Here is a 17,376-nt window from a genome sequence, read left to right as displayed (position 1 = left end):
CGCGCATGGCGCTGGCATGTGGTCCTACCATCCCGACCTGCTGGCGACACCGGTTCCGCGCTACACCAGCTACCCGACCGCTGCCGAATTCGGTGCGATCGAGCCGGATGCCTATCACCACGCGCTCGAGACGGTCGAAGGCGACGTTTCGCTCTACGTCCACATCCCGTTTTGCGAGAAGATCTGCTTCTATTGCGGGTGCAATACCGGCGCTGCCGGGCGGCGCCAGCGGCTCGAGTCCTACCTCGCGGCGCTGCATCACGAAATCGCGCAGGTCGCCTTGCTTCTTCCCCGCGAGGCACGGGTCAGGCGGATCGCATTCGGCGGAGGGAGCCCCAACGCCATCGCACCGGTCGATTTCATCCGCCTGATCGATACTCTGTACATCGCCTTCGGCTTGACCGACCCGGTTATCTCGATCGAACTCGACCCGCGCACGCTCAGCGCCGACTGGGGCGAAGCGATCGGTCGGATCGGGATCGAGCGGGCCAGCCTCGGCGTCCAGACGTTTGCCCCGCACTGCCAACAAACGATCGGCCGGGTGCAATCCGATGCGTTGATCGCCGATGCGGTCAACCTGCTCCGCAAAGCGGGCGTGTCATCGCTCAACTTCGACCTGATGTACGGCCTGCCCGGCCAGTCCCAGGGCGATCTTGAACAGACGCTTGTGCGTACGTGCGAATTGGGAGCGGACCGGATCGCGTTGTTCGGCTATGCCCACGTCCCGCATATCGTGCCGCGCCAGCGGGCAATCGATGCGAGCAACATGCCCGCCCAGGATGAACGCTTTGCGATGGCGCAGCTCGGGTATGGCTTCCTCTCTTCGCGCAGCTATGTTCCGGTCGGGTTCGACCATTTCGCCACTATCGACGACCCGCTGGCGAAGGCCGCGCGCGGCGGGACGCTGCGCCGAAACTTCCAGGGCTTTACCGACGATCACGCGACAAGTCTGATCGGGCTCGGCAGCTCCGCGATCAGCGCGTTTCCCGGCCTGCTGGCGCAGAACGAGAAGAACAGCGGGCGGTACCGAATGATCGCATCGCAAGGCAGGCTCGCTGCCGATCGCGGGGTCCGGCGTTCTACGGACGACCAATTGCGCGGCAAGCTCATCGAGCAATTGCTGTGCGCTGGGCACACGCGAGTGCCCGGTCGCCTCATGGGCGAAGTTGCCGATGCGCTCGAACCGTTTACGGCCCGCGGCCTGGCCCGGGTCGAAGGTGAAATCCTCTCGATCCCGCCGCAAGGACTGCCCTACGCGCGCACTATAGCCGCACTGTTCGACCGATTTCGCCAGCACTCCCCGCGCCGCTTTAGTTCAGCGGTCTAGGCGGACAGCGCCAGCGCCTCTGCCGCTGCAGGATCGTAGGTGCGCGAATCGACCTTGAGATAGGCGACGCCTTCCTCGGCGACAACGGTTGCTTCGGCCACTCCTGGCACTTCGCGCAACCGACCGGCCAGCGTATCGGCAGCGACGCCCGGGCCCACCTTTACCAAGCGCGAAGAAAGATAGCGCGGCTCGCGCATGGTCGCCATTACCACCAGCCAAACCACCCCGATCGCAGTCGAGAGCGCGAACACGCCCGTGTCGCCATATCCGTGGTGCGCCCACCCTCCTGCCAGCCCGCCGAAGAAGATCCCGATGAACTGCGAGCTCGAATAGATCCCGCTGGCAGTGCCCTTGGCCCCGGCAGGCGCGGTCTTGGTCACCAGCGACGGCAGGCTCGCTTCCATGATGTTGAACCCGACGAAGAAAATCGTCACCGCGGCGAGCAGGGCGATCGCGTTGGCCGCATCGAAGAATAGTGCGGCTTGCGAAGCGGCCATCGCCGCGACCGAAGCGACCACCACCTGTTTCATCTTGCGATGCTTCTCGGCAACGATGATCGCCGGGATCATAACCACCACCGAGATAGCGAACACCGGCAAATAGACCATCCACTGGCCGTGGGTGGTGATCCCGAGTGCACTATCGAGCAGGGTCGGCATGACGAGGAAGCTCGAAGTCAGGATGGCGTGGAGCGCGAAGATACTGAAGTCGAGCCGCAGCAGGTCAGGATTGCGCAACATGCTGCCGAGCAGCGCCGGCACCGCTTCGGCGTCGCGGTGATGGACACCCGATACCGGGGGCGTGGGGACCACGAACAGAGTGATCGCAATGCCTACCAGCGCCAGCCCCGCCATCAGCCAGAATATGCCCGACAGGCCAAGCCGACTGGCGAAGATCGGTCCGGCGACTACTGCCACCATGAACGAGAACCCGATAGTGATACCGACAGTTGCCATCGCCTTGGTCCGGCTTTCTTCCGAGGTAAGGTCGGCAACCAGCGCAAGGATCACCGATCCGACTGCGCCTGCGCCCTGGATCACCCGGCCCAGCACCATTCCCCAGATCGAGCCGGCATTGGCCGCAATTACGCTGCCGATGGCGAACAGGATCAGGCCAAGGACGATCATCCGCTTGCGTCCGACCCGATCCGAAGCGAGTCCGAACGGGATCTGCAACAGCCCCTGACTGAGGCCGTAGATGCCGAGCGCGAGGCCGATCGTCGATGCGGATGCGCCGGGCAGGTGGCGTGCATAGTCGGCAAAGATCGGGTAGACCATGAAAAGGCCGAGCAGGCGGACGGAAAACACGCCTGCCAGCGATATGGCAGCGCGCTTTTCGATTGGGTTCATGGGGAAATCCGGGTGTTGCTTGTGCGACTCTCGCCCCAGCCCCTAGGCGTATCTGGCGCATCAATCCAGTACCAGCTCGACCTACGGGCCATCTTGAAAGCGGACCGCTTGCCTCGCGCCATCGGGCTGCTTACGCGTTGCGTCTGGCTTATCTATCAGGTGCAGTCTGTCTGGCAGTGCCTATGGTTGCGCCGCCGCAGCAAGCTGGGGCAATCGATCAAGGCTGGAGAATGATGACCGACTGGATTTCACTGGCACAAGACGCTTGCGGCGCAGCCCGCGGGTATGCCGAGGCGGCACGTTGCACGACCGCCGAGATTGTTGCGCCGTCCGGGAAGCCCGAAGCCACGCTGGTCGAAAAGCACCAGCGGGTCGTGCATGGCTATGCCTGGATCGGGACCACTGTCGCGGCGCTCGAATCGTGCGCCGACTGGGCTGCTCGTTCGCACACGGCCGGGCGCTTCGGCGATGTCGAGGAACTGGTTCTCCGGATCGGTTTCGGCGAATACCTCAGCCAGCTCGTCAGTGCGGTGCCGATGAGCCAGAACGAATACGTCCGGCCGGGTGAACTGGGGATCGAAGCCGCCGCCGACGCGCTCGGGGACACGCCCGCCGTCGCTCGCTTGCTCGCTGACGGTAATACCGCCGCAAACCGCGCGCGCCTGGCCACGCTCCTAGCCGAAGGGGCGTTGCCTGACGAAACGTTCGACGATGAAACGCTCGACCTGATCCGCGAGCAATTCCGTGCCTTCACCGCCGATCGTATCGCCCCCAACGCGCATGCATGGCATCTCGCCGATGCGTTGATTCCGATCGAAGTCGTGCAAGAGATGGCGGAGCTTGGCGTATTCGGGGTGTGCATCGCGGAAGAATTCGGCGGGCTGGGCCTCGGCAAGACGGCGATGTGCCTTGTCTCCGAAGAGCTTTCGCGCGGGTGGATTTGCGCAGGCTCGCTCGGCACCCGCTCGGAGATCGCCGGCGAACTGATCGGCGAGAACGGCACGCCCGAGCAGAAAGCCAAATTCCTGCCCAGGCTCGCCGACGGATCGATTCTCCCGACCGCGGTCTTCACCGAGCCCGATACCGGATCTGACCTCGCATCGGTCCGCACACGTGCGACGCGACAAGGTGACGGATCGTGGCGAATCGACGGGGCAAAGAACTGGATCACCCACGCCGCCCGCGCCGACCTGATGACAGTACTCGTGCGCACCGATCCGGGCACGCCAGGCTATGGCGGCTTGTCGATGCTGCTCGCGGAGAAGACCCGCGGGACCGACGCCGATCCGTTCCCCGACGAGGGCATCGACGGCAGCGAGATCGAAGTGCTCGGCTATCGCGGGATGAAGGAATACGCGATTGGCTTCGATGGCTTCGCGGTCGCCGGGGATGGCCTTCTTGGCGGAGCGGAAGGGCAGGGCTTCAAGCAGCTGATGCGCACCTTCGAGGGCGCGCGCATCCAGACCGCCGCGCGGGCGATCGGGGTCGGCTGGAACGCGTTCGACCTCGGTCTCAAGTACGCGCTCGAGCGCAAGCAGTTCGGCAAGAACCTGCTCGCTTTCCCGCGCGTGTCGGACAAGCTGGCGCTGATGGTTGCCGAACTCGTCATGGCGCGCGAACTGACCTATTCGGCAGCGCGCCACAAGGATAAGGGCGAGCGCTGCGATATCGAGGCGGGCATGGCCAAGCTGCTCGCCGCGCGTGTGGCGTGGGCCAATGCCGACAACGCGTTGCAAATCCACGGCGGCAACGGCTACGCGCTCGAATACGAGATCAGCCGGGTGCTGTGCGATGCGCGGATCCTCAACATCTTCGAAGGTGCAGGGGAAATCCAGGCGCAAGTGATCGGTCGCGGTACGCTGGCGAGCCAACCTGCTGCCCGAGCATAGGACACGGATAGAAATGGACCAGAAGATCGTCGCAATTACCGGGGCTTTCGGGATTCTCGGTTCGGCAGTTTCCGATCACTTTGCCGATCTCGGCTGGAAGGTCGCGCGGATCGACTACGCCCCGGCTCCCAAGGACGAGGAAGGGTATTTCGGGGGGCTCGACCTGACCAACCAGGAGATCGCGGAAGCAGCCTGGCAGAAGGTCCTTGCCGAAATCGGCAAGCCGAACGCGTTGGTCAATATCGCCGGCGGGTTCGTGTGGGAAAAGCTCAGCGATGGCGGGCCCGGGACGTGGGAGCGGATGTTCCGCATGAACACGCTGACGGCAGTCACGATGTGCAAGGTCGCGCTCGATACGCTGGCAGGACAGCCGGGCGCAGCGATCGTCAACATCGGCGCAGGTGCCGCCGCGAACGCCGATGCCGGGATGGGCGCCTACGCTGCATCGAAAGCGGGCGTCGCGCGGCTCACCGAGAGCCTCGCTGCCGAGTTGGCTGGCAAGGACGTGACGGTCAATGCTATCCTGCCGACCATCATCGACACCCCGACCAACCGCGCCGACATGCCCGATGCGGATTTCTCGAGCTGGGTGCAGCCGCGCGAAATCGCCAGGGTCATTGCCTTCCTCGCGTCGGACGAAGCCCGGGCAATCACCGGCGCGAGCATCCCGGTTTCCCGCGGGACCGCCTAAGCCGACCTACACCAGGGCTTGCATGCCGCGCCCGAAGTCCCCGCGGGCTCGACTACATTGACAGATATTATGGCATTCTATATGCCAATATTTATCCGTCGATATGAGCGATGGTCTGCGACGAGGCGGCAGTTAAGCTTCCCGGCAATCGCGGGATGAGGGGCAGGCAATGAAGCGCTGGCACAAGTGGGCATTGGGTTCGGCCGCAGCCGCCATGGGTCTTGGCGGCCTCGCGTACAGCAACCGGGTCGAACTCGCGTTGGCCTATGTCCACTACAAGGCGAACAGCCAGCCGGTCGCACCCAACCATCCGGTCGCCTGGCAGCAAGGCCCGGCCAAGCCCGCCCTCCCCTCCGACAAGCGGCCGCCCAATATCGTATTCATCCTGTTCGACGATCTCGGGATCAACGATCTCTCGACCTTCGGTGGTGGGGTTGCCGGAGGACGCGTGCCGACGCCCAACATCGATCGGCTGGCGGCGCAAGGCGCGACCTTTACCCAGGCGTATGCCGGGAATGCGACCTGCGCCCCCTCGCGCGCAGAAATACTGACCGGGCGTTACTCGACGCGGACCGGCTTCGAATACACCCCGACACCGCCCGGAATGGCACGGCTGGTGACGATGGTCTCAAAGAAGATCCGGCCCGACATGCCACCGATCATCTACAATGCGGAAGCCGACGCGAAAGCCCCGCCATTCGCGGACCAGGGCCTGCCAGGCAGCGAAGTGACGATCGCCGAGGTGCTAAAAGCGCACGGCTATCACACGGTTCATATCGGCAAGTGGCATTTGGGCCGCGAGCACGGATCGAGCCCCAACGACCAGGGCTTCGACGAAAGCCTGCTGATGGACAGCGGCCTGCATTTGCCGGTGGACGATCCCGATGTCGTCAACGCGCCCACCGAATTCGACCCAATCGATCGTTTCATGTGGGCGGCGATGCGTTTTTCGACCTCGTACAATGGCGGGCCGCGATTCAAGCCGGGCGGGTATCTGGCCGACTACTGGACCGACCAGTCGATCAAGGTGATCCGGGCCAACCGCAACCGGCCGTTCTTCCTCTATCTCGCGCATTGGGGCGTGCACACGCCGTTACAGGCGACAAGAGAGGACTATAACGCGGTTGGCGACATCAAGCCGCACCGGCTGCGGGTCTACGCAGCGATGGTGCGATCGCTCGATCGCAGCGTGGGCCGGATTATGGCCGAGCTCAAGAAAGACGGGCTCGACAAGAACACGCTGGTAGTGATCTCGAGCGATAACGGCGGTGCCGGATACATCGGATTGCCCGGCGTCAACGCGCAGTATCGCGGGTTCAAGATCAATTTCTTCGAAGGCGGGATCCGCGTGCCGCTGTTCGCTCGCTGGCCTGCGCGGATTGCACCCGGCACCCGGATCGCGGCACCGGTGAGCCACGTCGACCTGATGCCGACGCTGGCAACTGCAACCGGTGCTGAGCTCCCCAAGGGTGTCACGATCGACGGGCGCAACCTGCTGCCACTGATGACCGGGGTCGGTAAGTTCGAGCGGCCCGACGCGCCGCTATTCTGGAACAGCGGCTATTACCAGGTTGTACGCAAAGGCGGCTGGAAGCTGCAGGTCGACGGGCTGCAGCACAAGGCGTGGCTTTACGACCTCGCAACCGATCCGACCGAACGGGTCAACCTCGCCGAGAAGAATCCGGCCAAGCGGGCCGAGCTGCAAGCGCTGCTCGACGCCCATCAGCGCGGGCGCAAGCCTCCGCTCTATCCGAGCACGGTCGATATGCCGGTGATGGTCGACAAGACGATGGCCGAGCGATTCGAGAAGGGCGACGAATATATCTACTGGCCCAACTGAAGAGGCCCGGTTCCACGGGCTGGCAATTGCGCGCGAAGGTCGCCATTGCGGACAGGACAGGAAAAGCGGAGTGATCATGGGGCGGCGTCCGGCGGCAGTGGGCAAGGCAATCGAAGGTAACGGACCGCATCCCGACGGGAGGCGCGAGCGCAGCCGCTCGAGCCGGCGCAGGATCATCGAGGCGATGATGGACCTCATCGCCGGCGGGAACATCAACCCCAGCGCGGCCAATGTCGCCGAGCGCGCCGGCGTCGGGCTGCGAACGGTGTTCCGCCATTTCGACGACAAGGAATCGATCTACCGCGAAATGAACGAGATCCTGTGGCAGGCCTATGCGCCTGTCATCCAGGCCCCGTTCCAATCGAACGACTGGCGCGAGCAGTTGTTCGAACTGATCGAACGACGCGCCTCGGTCTACGAGGAAATCGCGCCGTTCCGGATTGCCAGCAGTATCCAGCGGTTCAGTTCTCCGGTCCTGATGGAAACCTACCGCCGGATGATCGAACAGGAACGCGCGAACCTCGAACGCATCCTGCCCGATCATATCCGGAGTGATAGCGACCGGGCACGCTCGATCCTGCTCGCGACGAGCTTCGGCAGTTGGCGGCTGTTCCGCCATGACGAAGAACTGTCCGCCCGCGAAACCGTGGATGTGATCAAGCAACTGCTGCGCGACATCCTCGACCAGATCGGGAGTTAGCCGTGTTGCTCCTTGGCGTATTCGCGGGGCACCGATCCCGCCCGATTCCCGCTTGACTCGCATAATATGGCACTTATAGTGCCAATATAAATCGCGAGAGGATGCGCTATGGAGTTTGTGCGAACCCCGGATGACCGGTTCGAGAACCTGTCGGGCTACGACTTCACGCCGCACTATGTGGACGTCGCCGCCAACGACGGCACGGCGCTCAGGGTCCATTACCTGGACGAGGGTCCACGCGATGGGCCGATCGTGCTGTGCATGCATGGCCAGCCCTCGTGGTCTTACCTCTATCGCAAGATGATCCCATTGCTGGTCGATGCGGGCCTGCGGGTGATCGCGCCCGACCTGATCGGTTTCGGCAAATCGGACAAACCGACGAGCACCGACGACTATACCTACCAGGCACACGTCGACTGGATGAACCAGTGGTTCCGGACGCTCGACATCTCCGACGTGACACTGGTCTGCCAGGACTGGGGCGGGTTGATCGGATTGCGGGTGGTCGCCGACAACGTCGACCGCTTCGCGCGGCTGGTGGTAGCCAATACCGGCCTTCCCTCGAGCACAACCGTGTCGCCCGAACTGTCGCAGATGCTGGGATCGCTTTACCCCGGCATCCCGGTGCCCGATGCAGCGATGGTGCGCAGCCAGTTCGAAGCCGGTTCGCCCGGTGCATTCCTGTTCTGGGTCAAGTACGCGGCCGAGTGTCCGGACTTCTCGGTCCGGCAGGTATTCGAAATGCTTTCGGGTATCGAGGATGAGGAGATCCTACGCGGCTATACTGCGCCATTTCCGGACGACCGCTACATCGCCGGTGCGCGAAAATTTCCGTCGCTCGTCCCATTGCTCCCGCATCAGCAATCCGATCGCGAGGCGAACGATCGGGCGTGGAAAGTGCTCGAGAGGTTCGACCGCCCGGTGCTGACGGCGTTCAGCGACGGCGACCCGGTCACTAAGGGCGGAGAAGCGGCATTCCAGCAACGTATTCCCGGTGCGCAGGGTGTCGATCACGTCACCATCGAGGGTGGCGGCCATTTCCTGCAGGAAGACTGCCCCGGACCGCTCTCGCGAGCGATCATCGCCTTCATCGAAAATTGAGGAGCAACCGATGCAAGTCGTCAACCAGGTAATCCCCACCGCAGCGCAGATCGAGGAGTTCTTTGCAGCTGAGGAGGCAGGGCCGTTCGTGATGGTCAACCTGCTGACGTTCAAGGAACAGGCCGTCTATCCCGATGGCCGCGAGCCCGGGCTGACCGGGGCGGCCGCGTATGCACGCTATGCGGCCGGGGTGAGCAAGCTCATCGAAAAGCATGGTGGGCGCTCGATCTTCGCTGGAGCGGTGACGGGGCTGTTACTGGGTGATGTGGAAAACAACTGGGATATGGTCGCGCTCGTCGAGTATCCATCGCTTGAGGCGTTTCGCGATATGATGACTTCGCCCGAATACCAGGAGATCGCGGTTCATCGCAGCGCCGGGCTCGCGGGGCAGCTCAACATCCGTACCAGCGCAAAATTGTCCTAAGCCGACCTAGCCGAACAGCGCTCCGCACCCTGTCGCTTCGAGCACCGGATCGATCCTTTCACGGGCATCAGCTGACAACGCCGAGTAACGGGTGCGCAGGTCGACAAGGCATTTGACCTGGTATTTGAACGGACCCTGCTCGTACGGCATTCCATCTACCTCGAACCGGAACGTAGGCTCCCCAGCTTCGAGAGCTGCGGCGTTCGCGAGCAGGAACGGTACGTAGACGCGCCCGATCTCGGCCAACAGCGCCAATGTCGCAGCGTTGGGCGGAGTATCCGCGCGGTCCCATTCGCCCTCGATGCCGGAAGCGTCGTCGATATGCAGCAGCCACCGGTAGGTGTTAGGGAATTCGGCGCGCATGATCGCCTGCGGGGTCGGATCGACTCCCAATTGCGAAAGCTGGCCGAAAAGTCCGAACTCGGCGAGCGACGGGCGCGTACCGAACAGGAAGTGTCGGTTCGCGACCTGGGCTTCGAGGGCCTGCAATACGCGCCGCGTCGATTGTTCGATCAGCGCGAAATTCTCGCGCGTGCAGCCCACCAGCGCCATCCGGCCGACCTGCCGCTCGCGAAATTCGCGGGCGTAGGCCCCTGTTCGCTCCGCACCCCCGCCCTTGAACGCGTCCAACGCCAGCCATTCGCTCATCTGGACCTGGTCGGTGTCCTCGAGCCAGCGATAGCCGAACATCGCCTTGGTCAGCCATTCGTCGGCAAAGTCCTCGATCAGGAGAGCGATAAAGGCATTGCCCGGATCCGCTGGCACGATCGAACGATCGGCGTGGCGTGCCTCGAGATCGTAGATCAGCGGCGTCGAATCGTTGGCGAAGGTGCCGTCGGGATACTCGAGCACGGGGATCACCGGTGCCCGCACATTGTCGCGAGCGACCTGCTGAGCATGGCGCCCGTGCGACCAGATGTGGGGAATGCGGCGATAGCGCAACACCGCTCGCATCTTCATCGAATATGGCGAAGCGAGCGCGCCGTAGAGTGTGTAACGGTCCTGCATACTTACATCAGCCTCGATTGTTCGATGGCCTTGCTGCCCGCTGGCATCGTGAACAGCATCCCGTCTTCGCCGACCACCAGCGGGCCATCGAAGTGCTTGCGCGCATCCCCCAGGAACGAAGGGTAGAGATACTTGCTCGGCAACGGCGGGATCAGGTGAGACAGCACCAGCATATGCGCCCCTGCTTCCTGCGCGCTATCCGCCGCATCAATGGGCGTCGAGTGGTAGCTCAGGATATCGAGCATGATCTTCGCACCGCGAACATCGTCCTGTCGCGCCATGATCCGCCCCATATCCCTGACCATCTTCGGCTGAAGCGCTTCGTGAACCAGCACATCGACTCCGTTGCATACGCGCGGGAGGTTGGCGGTCTTGCGCGTATCGCCACTGATGCACAGCGAGCGCCCCTTGTAGTCGAAGCGATAGCCGACTGCGGGCTTCACCGGGCCATGATCGACCTTGAACGCAGTGACAACAAGCCCGCCGCCTCTGTAGACCACTTCGCTGTTGCCATCCATCGCGAACGGGTGTGCGGTCGAACCGCTGCCACCCGGCGGTGCGACCATCGGGCCGTGGTGCGCGGTGCGGTATCCAGCATCGATCGCATAGGCTTCGTTGAAGCCAGCCACCACTTCGTCGACCCCGGTGGGTCCGTATACCGCGAGCGGAACGGTCGAACCCCCGCGCGTCCAGTGAAACAGTGCGAGCGGACCGAGCCCGTCGATATGGTCCGAATGCAGGTGGGTGAGGAACACCGCTTCGATCTTCGACGCGTCGACCCCCATCAGCGTAAGGTTGCGCGCGCCTCCTTCACCGATATCGACGACGAAGATCTGCTTACCGGCGATCACGACGTTGCACGGCCCGGCCCGGTCAGGGTTGGGCAAGGGAGACCCGGTGCCGCAAAGCCCGACCGACAGGCCATCGGGCAATCCACGCAGGGCATCGCGGTCGATCCGCTCGCGCGCGAAATGGTCGAACAAGGCCATCCCGATCTGCGCTTGGAACACAAATGCCGCGGCGATCAACAACGCGACAAGCGCCGCGATCGCAATTGCGAGTTTCTTGGCCATGCATCCTCCAGTCCGGAATAAAATGGCACTATAAATGCCATAATACAACCTCGATTCCTGGCCGCCCCGGACCGAACCGGTTCGCGAAACTGCTTTTACCTGGAATCACGCAGCTTTGCGCCCCGGCTGCAGAGCAATCCACTCTTGGGTCTCTCAAGCTCGAGAAGGAATTCTCGAAGACTGATCAGGACTGTCTGGTGCGCGACGCAGTCCGCGACGAATGGGCTTGTCAGATCGAGGCAATCCGGGACTCAGGAAGTGACAGGTTCGCAGTTCGATTGCGTCAATTGGTAGTGACCAGAGCAGCCTCGTACGCTTCTGATTCATCTGGAACATGGAACCATGGAAGAGCGGCCACATCCTCGCTTTGAAATCCGGTCTTTATGCCTCGTTCCAGTGCCCGAATTAAGTCACCTAGTTCCCTTCCAAGACCTCTTTGCCGATACGTTCGAGAAGGGGCGAGGTCGGGCTGAGCTCTCCGATAACAACCGTCGATCCATCCGCCTCTCGCCGCACCAACACTGCCCCGTACTCCTGGTCGGAAAGCTCGATCGAACTGATCGGTCTCGAAGCAAGCGCACGCAGCTTGCGGGCAGTTGTCGTTCGAATTGGCCTCCTGCTTTCGGGTCTGCCCGAATGGTGTCGCCGGAGCCGCCGCATTTCGGTGACTATTCCCTTTATGCCACCGGCAGTTTGCCTGAGGCACGTGGGAAGCTCGTCGGCTGCGATGCCACTCGCCTGCGCGTAGCTCAGAACCGCGGCGTACTCGGTAACTCGGGTCGGATCGCAGTCCTTTCCGAACACGAGCTTGACGATCGGCGTCATTGGGGCCCGATCCTGCCGCGTCAGCCCCGTCTCTTCGAGCAGCCGTGCAAATTCGGCAGCATTTTTCTCCGATTCAAGGGCAAAGTCGTAAGCATGGCCGAGCGCTTCATACAAGGCATCGCGCGAGCGACCTTCCGCAACGTGAGCCAAGCGCGCGAATTCACGTGCCCTGACGAGTACCGCGCTCAAGGAGACTGAGCGATCTATGGTCGTTGCAGTAGTTTCTGCAACGACGCGTTTTGCTTCCCGCTCGACTTGGTCCAGGCTCAGGTCAAGCACATCGTTGTGCGCCTGAAGACGTTTTCCTTCGGCGACCAAGTCAGCTGTGAGTTCGAGAACACCTTCCTCGTTTGTCATAGGCCTCTCCCTTTCGGAGATAATCGCATACGCATGGGTCAACCGCCCACTACCATCCGCAAAAGGCAACAGAATGCCGTCGAAGGTCGTCCCTCCTGCCGAACCTACCGCCGCAAGATCGTTGAACGAGACCGGTCGCGCGGATTGACGTAAGGTCGCGAAAAATGCCGGCAACCGCGCCATGATCGAATCGAGCGGCGCATCCGCCATCGTTTCGATTGCCCGGTCCACCCCATGCATGCGCGCCACCGCGAGGCCGAGGTGCGAGATCCGCGAAAGGTAAGCGCCGTCCCCAATCTCGATCAGGACGCCGTGCACACGATAGATCGGAAGGACATTGGAAACGCAGGCTTCGAGGGCGGGAATTTGCTCGCGCCTGGCCAACGTCAGCCACAATTTGCGCGCGGATTCCTGGAAGTTCTCCGTGTCGAACCCGTAATGGACCTGCGGCGCATACTGGCGGCGACGCTCCTGTTCACCGCCGATTGAGATCCGGAACAAGGCTTCATTCGAGCGACGCAGGGAAAACGCGTTGTCGGATCGTGAAGCCACTTCCTGTCCTTTCACTCAGATCTCGAACGAGAGCGCTGTCTCGCTACGGGCCCGTCCAAGTCTGCCCAAATCACTTCACTGTCGCACCGCCTACCTCTGGAAGATTGTGCGAGTTCGCCCAGATTGCCGCCTGAGTGCGATTGTTGACATTGAGTTTGCGCAAGATCGCCTTGACATGCACTTTGATTGTCGCCTCACAAACATCGAGCTGGCGCGCGATGACCTTGTTCGGATAGCCGGCCATAAGGCAGCACAATACGTCCAGTTCGCGCGGTGAGAGCTTCGCATCGGCGAGGACTTCCTCCACGCTCGCTTCACGCGAGCGGCTAAAACCTTCGCCTTGGAGAACTTCGAGAACTTCGGAAGGGAAATAACGTTCGCCCAGTGCGATCAACTGCATGGCAGTGATCAGCGGCTTCGAACTTGTAGATTTGACGATGTAACCGCGAGCACCTGCCTTATAGCAGTTGAGCGTACATTCGAAATCGAACTCGTCGGCCAACACGGCAACGTATGCAGAGGCATAATTGCTCGTTATCGACTGAACTGCGGCCAATAGATCGCGTTTGGTGTCAAGATCGATAATGAAAATGAGAGGTGTACTTATATTACCCGCACGAAATGAACTGAGATCGCTATCGGAGTATATTACCTCAAAGCCCTCCCGCAACAGTATCGCGTTGAGACCCTCTCTTGACAGGTCATTAGAGGAAATGAGGCAAACCGATTCCGGCATAGATAAAATCCTGAAGATATGGCCAACTGTTTCGCCAGGCTTCATTTTTTTACTTTCCCCGAGGAGGAGAAGGCGGCCGCGACTCACAGCGAACAGGATTAATTAAGAGTTAACTCCTTTGCCCGATTCACTCAAGAAAATGTTCGCAAATGCACAATTTTGGGACATTTCAGCTAACAAGACGCGGGCTTCTTGGGGTCAGAAGAACGCCTCGCGGACGACAATCGTGTCGCCAGGCGAAATCTTGAGCGGCAAATCAGTATCGAGCCGCACGCGAATCTTTTCGCTTTCGCCCTGCCGCTTGAGGTAGATCACCTTCGTATTCGCTCGCGGTGTGAATCCCCCCGCCTTGGCCACCGCTTGCTCAAACGTCAGATCGCCCGAGTAAGGGTATTCGCCCGGCTGCTTTACTTCCCCCAGAATGTAGAATGGACGGTGTTCAAGGATTTCGACCGAGACCCTGGGCGAAAGCACGTATCCGCCTGATTCAAGCTTGTCGGCGATTTGCTGCTTCAATTGAGAAGTCGTTTGACCCGCTGCACGAATCGATTCAATTAGAGGGATGCTCAGGTTGCCTTCGACGCCCACCTCATAGTCGCCGCTGAGGTTGGGTTCATCGAACACCGTCACTCGCAATTTGTCGCCCGATGCCACACGATAGCCGCCACTGAGCTGGGAATTGAGCGCCTGCACGGTAACAGTATCGATCCGGTCTCGTGCACTTGCGGGAACCGCCAAAAAGAATAGCCCCGAAAGTGCGATCAAAACGATCGACAATGAGCTTTCGATACGCCGCCAGAAAACCATGGACATCTCGAATCACTAACCTCCGCAGCACGCAGGCCTTTCCCGCACAAAATTGGACCTTAGACGGAGCAGGCCACGAGCGGAATTATCACGAAGTGGCAGAAAGTTTCTCCGACCGCCCGAACGATAGCTCGTCGGGATAGCTCAGCATTACACCCAATGCCCGATTGAGCTGATTGGTCACTCTGGCAAGTTCCTTATTGGCGCGAAACGGGGAAACCACGGCCGCCAGTCGTTCTGGACCTTCCGCAACGGTGGACAAATCGCAATGAATCTCATGGAGGGTACGGCGCACGGCAAAGCTGAGTTGGACGTCGGGTCAAAAGCCGATCCGTCAGTCTTCGCGCGCTTGTCGCTACCAACAATAGACGAGCACGAGCTCTCGCTCATCGAATCTGCTCGCATTCGGAGGGCCAAGTTACCGTTTCGGCCGCGCAGCTCCGTCCTTCGCGCTGCCGACATACTTCTTTCAATCGTGATGATCGTCTTTTTCGCACCGGTCATGTTGCTGGTCGCGATTGCAATCAAAATCTTCGATCCCGGGCCGGCGTTGTTCGTCCACCAGCGTGTCGGCAAGGACGGCAAAGAGTTCGGATGCCTCAAGTTCCGCACGATGCGGGTGAACGCTGACAAGCTTCTGGACGAACTTTTGCGCCTGAGTCCTGAACTTCAAGACGCTTGGACCCGCTCGCACAAACTGGAAGACGATCCGCGAGTATCGAAGCTTGGCAAGTTCTTGCGGGTCTCCAGCCTCGATGAACTGCCCCAACTGTTCAACGTACTGCGTGGAGACATGAGCCTGGTAGGCCCGAGGCCAATCACTACTAGCGAGCTTGCCTTCTACGGCCGCTACGCCGGACATTATCTCAGCGTCCGGCCGGGCCTCACCGGCCTCTGGCAAGTTACCGGGCGGAGCGAGACTACTTATCGTCGCCGCGTGGCGGCTGACGTCACTTATGTACGTCGTCAATGCGTCGCGCTCGACGCCTATATTCTAATCGCAACTGTGCCCGCAGTGATTTTCGCGAAAGGGTCAATCTGATGGATCAACCCACTTATTATCAGAGGATTGCCCAAATTATCAGGCCCCACAAGAGCATGGCAATCGGCACTGCGACGAGTGCTCCCGAGGCAAAACCCCGACGGGGGCGCACAAAACCCGGGTCCTTGCGTATCTTGGATTCGAACATCGCCTCGCTACCCGAAGATTGTCGTTTTATCTCTAACCCAATTCAGGGTTCCTGCCCTTATCGCGCAGTTGAAGCGCGATGAACAGGCCCATTCCTAAGTGTAACCGGCCTCGCGCGCGACGGTTCCCGATGTGGCGGCTCTGTTCGGACCTCGTCCCCGTCGTGCGGTTCGTGGTCCAGCCAGCCGCACACACCGACCTGCCGAAGCCCTCGGTCATCCGCCTTAAGGGTGCCCGACGAACAGTCGCAAAGGCCCGTTGGGTCCGCTCGATGGGATTGTTTATCGTCGCGTCGATCGCGTCACGACCTGCGGTCGCGCAAACTGTCAATCCCGACCTGACTCCCGTCGACCTGTTCGTGCCCGAACACGGCGATGGAGTTCGAATTACTCCGGGATTCATACTTTATCCGGCGGTCGAAACGACAATCGATTTCGATTCGAACATCTACAACGTCGAATCCAGCAAGCGCTCGGACGCAATCGGCCATATCAGGCCATCGCTGGTGCTGGATTCCGATTTCACGCGCCATTCGATCGAGCTGGATGCCGGCGCGGACATCAAGCGCTACGCGAACAATTCCGCAGAAAATGCCGAAGCGTATTACGTCGATCTCAAGTCGCGGCTCGATCTCGCCGGTCTTGTTACCGTGAGGCCAGAGGCGGGTGCAGCACGCGGATACGAACAGCGCGGCACCGCCGGGGACCAGTTCCTGACCGACAAACCTGTGACCTATCACCGCCGCTACGTTGGCGTCGAGGTCGCGCGCGATCGAGGCATCCTGGGGCTCACCGCGCGCGGACGGATTACAACGCTCTCGTATGACGATGCGAGCGTCGGCGGCTTGCCGATAGATCTCAGCGACCGCGACGTCACCTTACGCAGCGTCAGCCTACGCGCTCGTTATCGGCTGCACGAAGGCTACTCCACCTTCATCGAAGGCGGATTAAGCCAGGTCGACTATCGCACGACGGTCGGTGCCCAGCGCAATTCGCACGGCTATTCCATTCTCGCAGGCGTGCAGTTCCAGCCGAGCGCCATGATCGATATCGAGGCTGGTGCTGGCTACCTGCAACAAGACTTCGACGATCCTGCCTTCACCCCTGTCAAGGCGCTCAACTACCGCCTCAGCGCCAACTGGATTCCGCGGCGCGACTGGGCTGTTCGCGCGGAAGTCCGCCGTGACGTCGATCCCAGCCCGAGATTCGATACAGCAGCGATTTTCCGCACACAGTATATCGCGGGGGTCCAGCACTCGATGGGCGACCGGATGTTGGTGGGTGCCGAGGCTGCCGCAGTAACAGAGGATTATCGCGGAATCGTCCGAAGCGACCAATATTATCGGGTCGGAGTGAGCGCGCGCTATCGACTCAATGATCGCGTAGGGCTGACTGCGCAGGCCGGCTATCGATCGCAAGACGGTGGGCGCAACTACGGTGGCTTTTCGGCTGGGATCGGCGTGAGGATCGCGGTGTGAACCGCCCGTTCGACCACCTCGCTGTCATACC

15 protein-coding genes are annotated in these 17,376 nt (G+C 61.3%); 9 read left to right on the top strand and 6 right to left on the bottom strand.

Annotation, left to right across the window (positions count from 1 at the left end):
* Positions 1 to 16 precede the first annotated feature (16 nt).
* Positions 17 to 1,327 carry an oxygen-independent coproporphyrinogen III oxidase gene (gene hemN / locus CJO11_RS09560; protein ID WP_095013330.1) on the top strand — a complete coding sequence of 437 codons (1,311 nt, stop codon included), beginning with the start codon at positions 17 to 19 and terminating at the stop codon, positions 1,325 to 1,327.
* On the opposite strand, the gene CJO11_RS09555 is transcribed toward hemN, so the two are convergent.
* A complete protein-coding gene (locus tag CJO11_RS09555; protein ID WP_095012509.1) occupies positions 1,324 to 2,676 on the bottom strand; it encodes an MFS transporter in 1,353 nt (450 codons plus the stop codon). The genes hemN and CJO11_RS09555 overlap by 4 nt on opposite strands.
* A 233-nt stretch (positions 2,677 to 2,909) precedes the next feature.
* Between CJO11_RS09555 and CJO11_RS09545 the strand changes: the two genes are divergently transcribed.
* The 6 genes from CJO11_RS09545 to CJO11_RS09520 all read left to right on the top strand — a co-directional run bounded on the left by CJO11_RS09545 (position 2,910) and on the right by CJO11_RS09520 (position 9,321).
* Positions 2,910 to 4,565, top strand: coding sequence for an acyl-CoA dehydrogenase family protein (locus tag CJO11_RS09545; protein WP_095012507.1), 1,656 nt, complete (start codon positions 2,910 to 2,912; stop codon positions 4,563 to 4,565).
* Between the two features lie 13 nt (positions 4,566 to 4,578).
* Positions 4,579 to 5,256, top strand: coding sequence for an SDR family NAD(P)-dependent oxidoreductase (locus tag CJO11_RS09540; RefSeq protein WP_095012506.1), 678 nt, complete (start codon positions 4,579 to 4,581; stop codon positions 5,254 to 5,256).
* 169 nt (positions 5,257 to 5,425) lie between these two features.
* The gene (locus CJO11_RS09535; RefSeq protein WP_095012505.1) at positions 5,426 to 7,096 is read left to right on the top strand and encodes a sulfatase; all 1,671 of its coding nucleotides are present in this window, start codon (positions 5,426 to 5,428) and stop codon (positions 7,094 to 7,096) included.
* Positions 7,097 to 7,172: 76 nt separating this feature from the next.
* The gene (locus CJO11_RS09530) at positions 7,173 to 7,796 is read left to right on the top strand and encodes a TetR/AcrR family transcriptional regulator (RefSeq protein WP_095012504.1); all 624 of its coding nucleotides are present in this window, start codon (positions 7,173 to 7,175) and stop codon (positions 7,794 to 7,796) included.
* Between the two features lie 108 nt (positions 7,797 to 7,904).
* Positions 7,905 to 8,897: a haloalkane dehalogenase gene (locus tag CJO11_RS09525; protein WP_095012503.1), complete on the top strand. Its 993-nt coding sequence runs from the start codon at positions 7,905 to 7,907 to the stop codon at positions 8,895 to 8,897.
* Between the two features lie 10 nt (positions 8,898 to 8,907).
* Complete coding sequence (locus CJO11_RS09520; RefSeq protein ID WP_095012502.1) at positions 8,908 to 9,321, top strand: DUF1330 domain-containing protein; 414 nt, start codon at positions 8,908 to 8,910, stop codon at positions 9,319 to 9,321.
* 6 nt (positions 9,322 to 9,327) lie between these two features.
* Here the strand turns inward: CJO11_RS09520 and CJO11_RS09515 are convergent, their stop codons facing one another.
* From CJO11_RS09515 to CJO11_RS09495, 5 genes are all read right to left on the bottom strand, one after another.
* Positions 9,328 to 10,329, bottom strand: a complete 1,002-nt coding sequence (locus CJO11_RS09515) for a glutathione S-transferase (RefSeq protein ID WP_095012501.1) — start codon at positions 10,327 to 10,329, stop codon at positions 9,328 to 9,330.
* A gap of 2 nt (positions 10,330 to 10,331) precedes the next feature.
* Positions 10,332 to 11,402, bottom strand: a complete 1,071-nt coding sequence (locus tag CJO11_RS09510; protein WP_095012500.1) for an MBL fold metallo-hydrolase — start codon at positions 11,400 to 11,402, stop codon at positions 10,332 to 10,334.
* Positions 11,403 to 11,816: 414 nt separating this feature from the next.
* On the bottom strand, positions 11,817 to 13,151 hold the full coding sequence (locus tag CJO11_RS09505; protein WP_150125011.1) for a hypothetical protein: 1,335 nt from the start codon (positions 13,149 to 13,151) through the stop codon (positions 11,817 to 11,819).
* A gap of 55 nt (positions 13,152 to 13,206) precedes the next feature.
* Complete coding sequence (locus CJO11_RS09500; RefSeq protein ID WP_095012498.1) at positions 13,207 to 13,917, bottom strand: response regulator transcription factor; 711 nt, start codon at positions 13,915 to 13,917, stop codon at positions 13,207 to 13,209.
* A gap of 153 nt (positions 13,918 to 14,070) precedes the next feature.
* The gene (locus CJO11_RS09495; RefSeq protein WP_240504416.1) at positions 14,071 to 14,685 is read right to left on the bottom strand and encodes a polysaccharide biosynthesis/export family protein; all 615 of its coding nucleotides are present in this window, start codon (positions 14,683 to 14,685) and stop codon (positions 14,071 to 14,073) included.
* A 262-nt stretch (positions 14,686 to 14,947) separates the two neighbouring features.
* On the opposite strand from CJO11_RS09495, the gene CJO11_RS09490 reads away from it, so the two are divergent.
* A complete protein-coding gene (locus tag CJO11_RS09490) occupies positions 14,948 to 15,721 on the top strand; it encodes a sugar transferase (RefSeq protein ID WP_240504414.1) in 774 nt (257 codons plus the stop codon).
* Positions 15,722 to 15,998: 277 nt separating this feature from the next.
* A complete protein-coding gene (locus tag CJO11_RS09485) occupies positions 15,999 to 17,345 on the top strand; it encodes an outer membrane beta-barrel protein (protein WP_169829174.1) in 1,347 nt (448 codons plus the stop codon).
* Positions 17,346 to 17,376: the final 31 nt, after the last annotated feature.

Origin of the sequence: Tsuneonella mangrovi, from assembly GCF_002269345.1 — a bacterium.
Taxonomy (GTDB): Bacteria; Pseudomonadota; Alphaproteobacteria; order Sphingomonadales; family Sphingomonadaceae; genus Tsuneonella; species Tsuneonella mangrovi.
This window is presented reverse-complemented; position numbering and strand designations above follow the sequence as displayed.